9 protein-coding genes are annotated in these 9,372 nt (G+C 64.5%); 1 reads left to right on the forward strand and 8 read right to left on the reverse strand.

Features of this window, described 5'->3' with window-relative positions; translation table 11 throughout:
* Window positions 1-110 precede the first annotated feature (110 nt).
* The 5 genes from VSR72_RS15540 to VSR72_RS15560 all read right to left on the reverse strand — a co-directional run bounded on the left by VSR72_RS15540 (window position 111) and on the right by VSR72_RS15560 (window position 4,764).
* On the reverse strand, window positions 111-746 hold the full coding sequence (locus VSR72_RS15540) for a class II aldolase/adducin family protein (RefSeq protein ID WP_342953240.1): 636 nt from the start codon (window positions 744-746) through the stop codon (window positions 111-113).
* A 71-nt stretch (window positions 747-817) separates the two neighbouring features.
* On the reverse strand, window positions 818-1,894 hold the full coding sequence (gene mtnA, locus VSR72_RS15545) for an S-methyl-5-thioribose-1-phosphate isomerase (RefSeq protein WP_342953223.1): 1,077 nt from the start codon (window positions 1,892-1,894) through the stop codon (window positions 818-820).
* A 65-nt stretch (window positions 1,895-1,959) separates the two neighbouring features.
* Complete coding sequence (gene mtnK, locus VSR72_RS15550; RefSeq protein ID WP_342953224.1) at window positions 1,960-3,219, reverse strand: S-methyl-5-thioribose kinase; 1,260 nt, start codon at window positions 3,217-3,219, stop codon at window positions 1,960-1,962.
* 36 nt (window positions 3,220-3,255) lie between these two features.
* Window positions 3,256-3,999, reverse strand: coding sequence for a GntR family transcriptional regulator (locus tag VSR72_RS15555; RefSeq protein WP_342953225.1), 744 nt, complete (start codon window positions 3,997-3,999; stop codon window positions 3,256-3,258).
* 84 nt (window positions 4,000-4,083) lie between these two features.
* Window positions 4,084-4,764, reverse strand: a complete 681-nt coding sequence (locus tag VSR72_RS15560; RefSeq protein ID WP_342953226.1) for a MarC family protein — start codon at window positions 4,762-4,764, stop codon at window positions 4,084-4,086.
* Between the two features lie 183 nt (window positions 4,765-4,947).
* Between VSR72_RS15560 and VSR72_RS15565 the strand changes: the two genes are divergently transcribed.
* Window positions 4,948-6,051: a serine hydrolase gene (locus VSR72_RS15565; RefSeq protein ID WP_342953227.1), complete on the forward strand. Its 1,104-nt coding sequence runs from the start codon at window positions 4,948-4,950 to the stop codon at window positions 6,049-6,051.
* A gap of 37 nt (window positions 6,052-6,088) precedes the next feature.
* Here the strand turns inward: VSR72_RS15565 and VSR72_RS15570 are convergent, their stop codons facing one another.
* The 3 genes from VSR72_RS15570 to VSR72_RS15580 form a co-directional block, all read right to left on the reverse strand.
* Window positions 6,089-6,706, reverse strand: coding sequence for a histidine phosphatase family protein (locus VSR72_RS15570; protein ID WP_342953228.1), 618 nt, complete (start codon window positions 6,704-6,706; stop codon window positions 6,089-6,091).
* A 183-nt stretch (window positions 6,707-6,889) separates the two neighbouring features.
* On the reverse strand, window positions 6,890-8,011 hold the full coding sequence (locus VSR72_RS15575) for a porin (RefSeq protein ID WP_342953229.1): 1,122 nt from the start codon (window positions 8,009-8,011) through the stop codon (window positions 6,890-6,892).
* A 113-nt stretch (window positions 8,012-8,124) separates the two neighbouring features.
* Window positions 8,125-9,372: MFS transporter (locus VSR72_RS15580; protein ID WP_342953230.1), on the reverse strand; the 1,248-nt coding region annotated here is incomplete at its 5' end.

A 9,372-nucleotide genomic window follows, 5' to 3' on the forward strand; every position in this document is an offset into this window, starting at 1 on the left:
TGATCTGCTGGTTTTTGACTGACCTGCGAACCGCCAACCGACTGCGTAATCGTTCGTACCGCGTGTGTATCGCATTGCAGCGACTGCATGGGCGCGCGAGCGCCCGCGCATTACTTGCGCGGGCCGTAGCCCATGAACTTCTCGATGACTTCCTCCATTTGCGCGTCGGAGAGCAGCGGCGGCTCGCCGAGCTGGCAAGCCAGCAAATACTGCTTCGCGAGCACCTCCACTTCGTTCGCGAGCCACAGCGCCCGCGCGAGATCGCGACCGAGCGCGATGACGCCGTGATGCGCGAGCAGGCACGCAAGCCGCTCGTGCAGCGCTTCGAGCGCGTGATCGGAAAGCGCCTGGCTGCCGAAGGTCGCATAGGGCGCACAGCGAATCGAATTGCCGCCCGCCGCGGCCACCATGTAGTGATGCGCGGGAATACCGCGAGCGTGGATCGCGAGCGCCGTCGCGGCTTGCGAATGGGTATGGACCACGGCGTTCACGTCGGCGCGCGCACGCAATATGTCGCGATGAAAGCGCCACTCCGAAGAAGGGCGCTGCGCTTCGAAAAGCGGATCGTCGTCGCGCACGTCGAGCGGCATCCACACGATCCGCTCGCGTGTGAGCGCGGCGCTCGGCACGCCGCTCGGGGTAATCAGGAGTCCGTCATGCCAGCGCGCGCTCACGTTGCCCGACGTACCCTGATTGATGCCCAGGCGCTCCATTTCAAGCGTGGTATCGACGATCCGCTGGCGCATTTCGGTCTCGGCCCGCGCGTCGCGCGCGCGTTCCGCCGTCTCGCCTGCACGGCGGCCAACGCTTGCGCCGCTCACGCTGCCGCTCCGGTAGCGAAAAGCGCTGCCAGGTTCGTTTCGAACGGCGCACGCACGATGCCGCGCTCCGTCACGATGCCGGTTACGAGCGTATGCGGCGTCACATCGAACGCAGGGTTGCGCACCTGAATGCCCTCGGGGGCGGTGCGCTGCCCCGCGAGATGCGTCACCTCCGCCGCGCCGCGCTCTTCGATCACGATGTCCGCGCCGCTGGCTGTGCGCAGATCCAGCGTGGACGAAGGGCACGCCACATAAAACGGAATGCCGAAATGCTTCGCGGCGATCGCCACGCCGAGCGTGCCGATCTTGTTCGCCACGTCGCCGTTCGCGGCCACGCGGTCCGTGCCGACGATCACGAGATCGATGAGCCCCTGGGCCATTAGCGTGGGCGCCATGCTGTCGGTGATCAGCGTAACGTCGAGCCCCGCCTGTTGCAGTTCGTAGGCGGTGAGCCGCGCACCTTGCAGTAGCGGCCGCGTCTCGTCGGCATAGACGCGAAACGCCACGCCGTCGCCATGCGCGCGATAGAGCGGCGCGGTCGCCGTGCCAATGCCCGCGGTGGCGAGCGCGCCAGCGTTGCAGTGCGTGAGCACGCCGCTGCCTGGCGCGATCAGCGCACGACCGGCTTCGCCGATGCGCGCGCACAGTTCAATATCCTCTTGATGAATGCGCTTCGCCTCGGCTACGAGCGCTTCGTGAAGCGCGGCAACGGACGTGCCCGGCTCGGCGCGCGCGTGCGAGAGCATCCGCTCGAGCGCCCAGCGCAAATTCACCGCAGTGGGCCGCGCGCTGTCCAGATACGCGGCATGCGCTTCGAGACGGCCGAGGAACGCGTCGCGCGAATCTGCCGGTTCGTGCCGCATCGCCACACACAGCCCATAGGCGGCCGCGACGCCGATTGCGGGAGCGCCGCGAACGCGCAATTCGTGTATCGCGCGCCAGACCGCCTCCACGCTGTCCACGGCTTCGACCACGCACTCGCGCGGCAAACGCGTCTGGTCGAGCAGATAAAGGGTGCCGTCGCGCCACTCGATGGTGGGCGGAAGACTCGATTGTTGCGCCTGCAACGTCATACGTTCTCCATCGATGCCGGTTGTCCGGGCTCTGCCGCCTGATTCACGCGGCAGCCTGTATTCAATTAAGCCGATTCCGCGAGCACCTGCGCAGCTAGCGCCGTGACCGCCTCGATCGAAGCCAGCTCGCGCCGCCGCACCAGCAGGGCTTCGGCAAGCTTCAGGCAACGCACTTCCACCCGCGCGCGCAGCGCTTCGTCCTTGATACTGGTAATCTCCGCCACCTTGGCCATGCCGACGATGCGGCGAATCATCTTGCAGCCCGCAAAGCCAAGCGTATCGGCGAAGAGCCGCCTGATGAAATCATCGCGGAAAACATCGGCCGCACGCGTGCCTGCCGGCCCGCCAATGTACGCGTGGCCGGTCTCGCGCTCATGTGCGCGCCAGATGCCCCCAAACTTCTGCGCGAAGGCATTCCACACGGCCTCCACCTGCCCGAGCAGCCAGCCCTGGTATACGGCAGGCTCGCGTCCCGCCTCGCGGTCGTGCCAGTCGCGCGAATAGTACGCGAGCAGCAGGTTCGCGATGAACGCCCCGGTGTCGAAACCCATCGGCCCATAGAACGCGAACTCGGGGTCGATTACATACGTCTCGCGCTCGTTCGCCATGATCGAACCCGTATGCAAGTCCCCGTGCACGAGCGTTTCCGCGTGATTCATGAAGGCCCACTTCATTTCGCCTGCTGCGAGCCTTAGCGGCTCGTGCGTGCGCAACCGTTCGAGCGCAGCAGCAGGCAGCGCGGGGCTATAGACATTCGACGGGTGATCTTCGAAAGGAAACGTGAAGACGAGCTCTTCTGTAATCTTGCACAATTCCGTGTTGATGTCGCCGCCCACTGCCGCTTTCTTCGCATTCGGCGAAAGATAGAGATCGGAGCCATGAAACAGCGTACGGGCGAGAAACGTGGACAGGTGATCGGCGAGCCGCGGGTACACAATGCCGTCTATCAGTCCCCCGCGCAGGACGCGATGCGAATCGAGACGCTGCATCACCATGAGGAACTTCTCGCTGTCGGCGTGAAAAACGCTCGGCACGTGCTCCGGGCACAGCGCACCGAAGCGGCGCAGCGCCGCCACTTCGCGCTCCATGCGCTCGCGCGGCAAGGGCCACGCTTCGCCAACGAGCCGCAGATACGGCGGCGCCTGCTTCACAACGACGCTCAAGCGCGGGTCGCGCGTGCTGCTCACGAAATAGACGTAGTTCAGATTGCCATCGCCCACTTCGACTACCTGCAATTCGCGGTCGTCGCCAAGCCTTGCGCAAACGGCCGGAATACCCAGCAAATATTCGGTCAGTTCGGCAGAGCTGAAAGCTTCGAAGTGCATACGTTTTCCCTGTCCGGAAATGGGCCGCTGGCCCGCCTAACGTCGTTTTCGCACGAGATCGAACTTGAAAATGCTGGAGTTGTAATAGTCGTTGCTGTAGCAGACCGCACGGCCGGTCTCGTCGAAATCCACTTCGTCGATCAGCAGAAACATGCCGATATTCTCCTGCAGTTCCGGCAAATCCCGCGGAGTGAGAATGGTCGGCTGGATCGAACTATGGGTGTGTGAGAGCCGAACGCCCGCGCGCTCCAGCGTGCCGAACAGCGACTCGCCCAGCTCCTGCCCTTCGAGCAGCGCCTTCGGCACGATGTCGATGCAGTACGCGGCGATCGCATCGTCGGCGCGCCGCACGCGCTCGAACCGCACGCAGGGATCGCCTTCGGCGAGGCCGAGCTTTTGCGCGAGACTGCCGGAAGCCGCGATCGTCTTGACCTGCAAACGACTCGTGGAAGGCACCGCACCGACACTTCGTATCATGTCCGTCACAGACATCAGATCATCCAGACCGCCTTGCAGCTTGAGTGTGATTTGTCTGACGAAGGTCCCCTTGCCGTGCACGCGCGTGAGAAGACCGTGGGAAATCATCTGCGCGACCGCCTCCCGCAGACTGGAGCGGCCCACGCCCAACAGTTCGCAAAGATCGGGCTCCGGGGGGATTTGATCGCCCGGTTTGAGCGAGCGCTCGCGGATCATTTCCAGCAGCGAATCCTGGATTCGCTCACACATCGACTGATCGACGCTCAGGCGCATGTTTGTCGCACGATTGCGTGGGTTGGGCACGTTGGGCTCCAATCTACATCAGACGTCTGATGTTATGGGCTCGTGGTTTTCCCTTTCATGCGGCGCAACATGGCGATTGCTGCGCTATTTGCCGCTCACCGAAAACGGCACCGACTCTAGCAGATCTTCGATACCCAGCCACAAAATCTGCAGGCCAATGCACAGCAGGACAAATGCGAGGAGGCGCATGAGCACTTCCGTGCCGACTGGTCCGAGTCGTTTCCCGACGTGCCCCGCGAAACGCACGCACAGGTAAATGCAGCCGCAAAGAATGATCAAGGCGAGCAGCACGCCAACGACATTGACGAGTTGTACGTGACCACGCGGGCGGCCTGTGCCAAGCGCAATCGCGACCGCAATCGACCCCGGTCCAACAGTGACCGGCAGCGTGAGCGGATAAAACGCCATGGCGCGCAGCGTCGCTTTTCGTGCCGAATCCGGCGGCGCCGGCGAGGCCGGACTATCCCCGCCATCGGCCGATTTGTGCAGCAGGTTCCAGCCGGCGAACGCAATGACCAACCCGCCCGCGACCCGCAGTACGGGTATCGATATGCCGAAGAACGAGAGCACGTACGCGCCCATGATCAGCGAGCCGAGCAGAATGAAGAGGCTGTTGATGGCGATGATGCGCGCGAGAAATGCGCGTTCGCTGGCCGTCGCATGCGGCAGCATGCTCAGCACGATGAACCCCGCCGCAGGCGGATTGAGGACGGGAAAGAGTCCGGCGAAGACGAGCAGGAAGGTGTCGGAGAGTTGATTGAGCATCCCTGTTCCCCCTTGGCATGACGGAGTATACGGGCCCTATCGCGGCCCGTTCAATACGACGATGGTCCCATTGAGTGACGATTATGGAACCTGAATGGAACTTCATCCGCTAATGCGGCTCGAACAAAGCCGCCAAAATCTCGACGCGCGCCGCGCATACCCAACGTTCAAGCCCATCCGTCGATGCCCTTTGCTTCCCGACTTCGATTGCCGCCCACCCTCTTCGCCTTGATCGTCGCCGGCCTCGCGGCTGGAGCGGCTCCGGCCTGCTCCCGCGCCGCGACTCATCACACGGCGGCTGAAAGAACCGTCCATGCAACGCCAAAAAAGAAAAAGAAAGTCGCGCACAAGACGAAGCCCGTGCATCGCTCGACCTATGCCGATGCGCCCAACACCAAACTCTCCGGGCCGAAACGCCGCACCAAACGCGCGAAGCCGAAGCATAGTTCACCACCGCCACCGCAACACGCCACGCACGTGAGCGCGAAAAACGCGCACGCTCCGCGCCTGCTCGCCCGCTGCGGCTTCACGCCGGCGTCGCGCAAGCAACTCTTCTCGCATGCGGTCTACGTTGTCGACGAAAACACCCACACGCCGCTCTATGCGCGTCATGCCGATGCGGTGGCGCCCATCGCTTCGGTGTCGAAACTCATGACGGCCATCGTCTGGCTCGACAGCGCGCATGCGCCTCTCCAGCAGCAGCTCTCGGTCACGACCGCCGATCTCGACACGCTCAAATTCACGCATTCGCGCCTCGATGTGGGCGCGTCGCTCACGCGTGCGAACATGCTGCACGTTGCGCTGATGTCCTCGGAAAACCGTGCGGCTTCGGCGCTCAGCCGCGACTATCCGGGTGGGCGCCCTGCGTTCATCGCAGCAATGAACGCGAAAGCGCAGCGCCTTGGCATGACGCACACGCATTTCGTCAACGCGACCGGGCTCTCGCCGCAGAACGTTTCAACCGCACGCGAACTGGCGAGCCTCGTGCGTGCGGCCAATGGCTACCCGCTCATTCGCCGCTATTCGATCGACCATCAGGAACGCGTGCCCACTGGCCAGGGGCAGTTGCAGTATGTGAACAGCAATCGGCTGGTGCGCTACGGACAGGTGCACGCGAGCGTGCAGAAAACCGGCTTCATCAACGAGTCCGGCCACAATATGGTGATGCGCATGATGGTGCACGGGCGCCGGCCCGTGATCGTCACGCTGCTAGGGAGCACCACGCCCGAGGGCTCGCGGCTGGACGGTGTGCGCATCGCGCATTGGCTCTCGTGCTCCCTGCGCTGAGCGAGCGCGTCGGGGCTGCGTCAGCGTCAGGGACTCTTCACATCAACGCCCGGCGCTCACCGAGCGCATTCCAGCGGCGTATGGCGCGGCTTTCGTGGTCGAAGCCGAGAATGCTCACCGAAGCCGTGTCGAGATACAGATGCTCGCCGAGCGCCGCCGAACCCGAAGCCCAGCAGCCCCCCAATGCGCGCAGAAAATGCGCGTGCGAAAAGAGCGCCACGCGGCCCTTCATGGCCAGCAGGCCCTCGATCACTGCGGCCGCGCGCGCCTGAACACGCGCGAGATCCTCGCCTTGCGCGATGGGCGAATGCCACACGCTCCAGTCGGGCTCGGTCTTGCGAATATCCGCGGTCTTGAGGCCTTCGTAAATCCCGTAGTCCCACTCGTGCAGGTCGGCCGAAATCGTCATTGCGTCGCCGAGGCCCGCGAGCTGGCACGTCTCGATGGCCCGCGCCATCGGGCTGGAAAGCACGGCGTCGAAGCGCTGCGTGGCGAGCGACGGTGCCAGCGAGCGCGCCTGCTCGCGCCCGTGCTCGGTGAGCGCGATATCGGTGCGCCCGGTGTGCTGCCCAGAGAGGCTCCATTGCGTTTCACCATGACGGATCAACCAGACTTCGCGCAGTCCGGAGGACACACCGGCAGGATTGGCAGACATCGGGCACTCCACGTTCGTGCCCCGCGCGGGACACGCGGGATGCCTGCAGCATACCTGTTTTGAAGGCGTTTCGCCCTGCCGCGCCCCTCCTGATGCAGAGGGCAAAATGAAGGCATATCGAAAGCAGCGAGGCCGCCAAGCCTCGCCGCCTCGCAATCGATTTGCACTCCGTATTGATTTGCCTTAGAAAAGGTGCGAGATGCCTAGCACCGCAAGCGTTTGCGAAGAATGCGGCGTCGTAACGGAAATGCCAGGCCAACTCATCGTGGCTGCGCCGTGGTTCTTCAGATAGCCCGCACGCGCGTAAAAGCTCGTGCGCTTCGATATCTGGTGGTCGTAGCCAAGCTCCACGCCCAACGTTTCGTCGTCGATGCCGTGTATGTTGCGCTGAATGCCCGCGATCTGGATAGCGTCGAACGACGTGGCCTGGATCGTCGCGCCGACCTCGGTCACGTTATACGCGTGCGCGGTACCGAGCACGGCCGCGAGCGAATGCGCGGGCGGCGTCTTCGGGCTCGCATACGAATAGTTCGCCTGCAGGTTGACGATGCCAATACGGTACGCAAGCGCCGCTGTGTAGTGCTCCGTACCGACCAGCGTGAGGGCGGACGGCAGGCCCGGCACGGTTTCCGTGCCCGAATGCTCGTTCATGTAGGCGAGACCGACGAAGAGCCCGTACCCGGTATAGGTCGCCGAAATATCGAGAATATTGCCCGTGGTCGCAGGCACCGGTTGCGTGACGGTCGCTGCGAACCCATACATGGCGTTGAGCTGGAACCCGGCCATTTTCGGCGAGACATACAGGATCGAATTGCTCGTGCGGCCCGCGGCGTACTGCGCGGAAAGGGTGTTGCGATCGGTCGCGAGCACCGCCGCCGAAAGCGGCGAAAGCACTTCGTTGGCGCGAAACGGGTCGCTCGGGTAGACGGCCCGGAAGCTCGGCTGGTACTGCCTGCCGAACGTGAGCGCGCCGTAGTCGCCGTGTGCCACGCCTACCCACGCCTGACGGTAGAACAAGGCGGTCGTATCGGCAAAGCCCGCGCCGTTGTTGATGTTGTAGCCGTTTTCGAGCACGAAATTGGCCTTGAGTCCATTGCCCAGATCCTCGGAACCCTTCAGCCCGAACATCGAGCCCGTCGAGCCGCCGCTGCGCTGCGAAACAGACGCGGCGCCGCCGTTGTTCAGGTACTGGAAGAACGTGTCGGCCACGCCGTAGAGCGTCACGCTCGTCTGGGCGCAGGCGGCGCCCGCGGCCATTGCGAGCGTTGCGCCCATCACGCCCTGGCTAATCAGTTTCAAACGCATGCATTGTCTCCTCTTCTGTTGTCGGCATCCGCTCGTTGGCGGAATGGATCGCACTGCGAATGACCAAAGAACCCGGTCAAGAAAGCCTTTCGATTGAATTGGGTACGCGAACGTCAGCGCGCCTCACGGCCCTCCTTTGCGGGCTGCAGCCACAGGAAGCCTGCCACGCCCGCTACGGCGAGAAGCGCGCCCATCGCACCGAAGCCCGCCTCAAAGCCGCGCGGGCCCGCCATCGAATCGACGAGACGTCCCATGAGCGCCGGCGCGAACAAGCCGGCAGTCGTGGCGAGCGCGTGAACGCTGGAGAGCATCGCCGCGCGGTTAGCACCCGGCACGACTTCCGCCACGAGCTGCGGTCCGAACGTAAACGCCTGGGTGGCGAATGCGCATGCCACGCCCACCAGCGCCACCTTCACGAGCGGCGGCCACGGCGCAAACGAGGCGCACAGCAAAATGCCGCCCAACGTGCAGCACGCGCTCACGAGCACGCCTCGCGCCATGCGCGTCGAGACGTTGCGCTTGAGCAGCGCGTGCGAGAGCGTGGCCAGCGCAAACCCGACCGGCACCTGCAAAAGCACCTGTAGACCGAACAGCCAGCCTGCGCGTGCAGCAGGCAAGCCCAGGCCGAGCCGGAAATACACGGGCATCCACGTGATGCCGCAGGCGACGACCGCATAGCCCGCGAACGACTGGAGCAAGACGGTCAGCACCGTGGCGCTGCCGAAGTGCGCGCGCATCGCACGCCAGCCGGGCGCGGCGGCGCGCGTGGCCGACACCGCACGAACGCGCGCGCCCTGGCCTCCCGCAAGACGCACCGCGAGCCACAGCGCCACCCACGCCACGCCCGCTACGCCGAGCGCGAGGAACGTGGCGCGCCAGTGCCAGCGCTGCTCGACGAACGTCAGCGCGGGCCCGGCCAGCACGAGGCCCGCCGTCGCGCCAAGCTGCACAATGAGCGTGGGCAGGCTGCGCCGCCGGTCGTCGAAGGCCTCATAGGTCACATGCATCGCGAGCGGCAACGCGGGGCCCTCGCCCGCGCCGAGAACGATGCGGCACATCACGAGCGTCGCGAAGCTGGCTGGCCAGATCATCGGCAATTGCGCGGCCACCCAGACGAGCGCGAGCCCGGCGAGCAGCCACGTGGTATCGAGCCGGTCGGCGATCCAGCCCACGCCGATGGCCGACACCGCAAATAGCACGAAAAACGCGCTGCCGACGATGCCAAGCTGCGATGGGCTCAATCCCATGTCCCGCATCATCGGCACCGCGACCAGGCCGATCACGGCTTTGTCCGCGAAATTGATCGCCATGAACAGAAACAGCGCGGCCACCGTGGCCCAGCCGTGGCGCACGCGCCCAGC

Origin of the sequence: Paraburkholderia sp. JHI869, assembly GCF_038900775.1 — a bacterium.
Taxonomy (GTDB): Bacteria; Pseudomonadota; Gammaproteobacteria; order Burkholderiales; family Burkholderiaceae; genus Paraburkholderia.

What these genes read in the sequence shown, in the direction of transcription:
- VSR72_RS15540 (WP_342953240.1), bottom strand. Translation starts at nt 746, where the DNA reads ATGCGCCAGCGGATCGTCGATACCACGCTTGAAATGGAGCGCCTGGGC.
- mtnA (WP_342953223.1), bottom strand. Translation starts at nt 1,894, where the DNA reads ATGACGTTGCAGGCGCAACAATCGAGTCTTCCGCCCACCATCGAGTGG.
- mtnK (WP_342953224.1), bottom strand. Translation starts at nt 3,219, where the DNA reads ATGCACTTCGAAGCTTTCAGCTCTGCCGAACTGACCGAATATTTGCTG.
- VSR72_RS15560 (WP_342953226.1), bottom strand. Translation starts at nt 4,764, where the DNA reads ATGCTCAATCAACTCTCCGACACCTTCCTGCTCGTCTTCGCCGGACTC.
- VSR72_RS15565 (WP_342953227.1), top strand. Translation starts at nt 4,948, where the DNA reads ATGCCCTTTGCTTCCCGACTTCGATTGCCGCCCACCCTCTTCGCCTTG.
- VSR72_RS15570 (WP_342953228.1), bottom strand. Translation starts at nt 6,706, where the DNA reads ATGTCTGCCAATCCTGCCGGTGTGTCCTCCGGACTGCGCGAAGTCTGG.
- VSR72_RS15575 (WP_342953229.1), bottom strand. Translation starts at nt 8,011, where the DNA reads ATGCGTTTGAAACTGATTAGCCAGGGCGTGATGGGCGCAACGCTCGCA.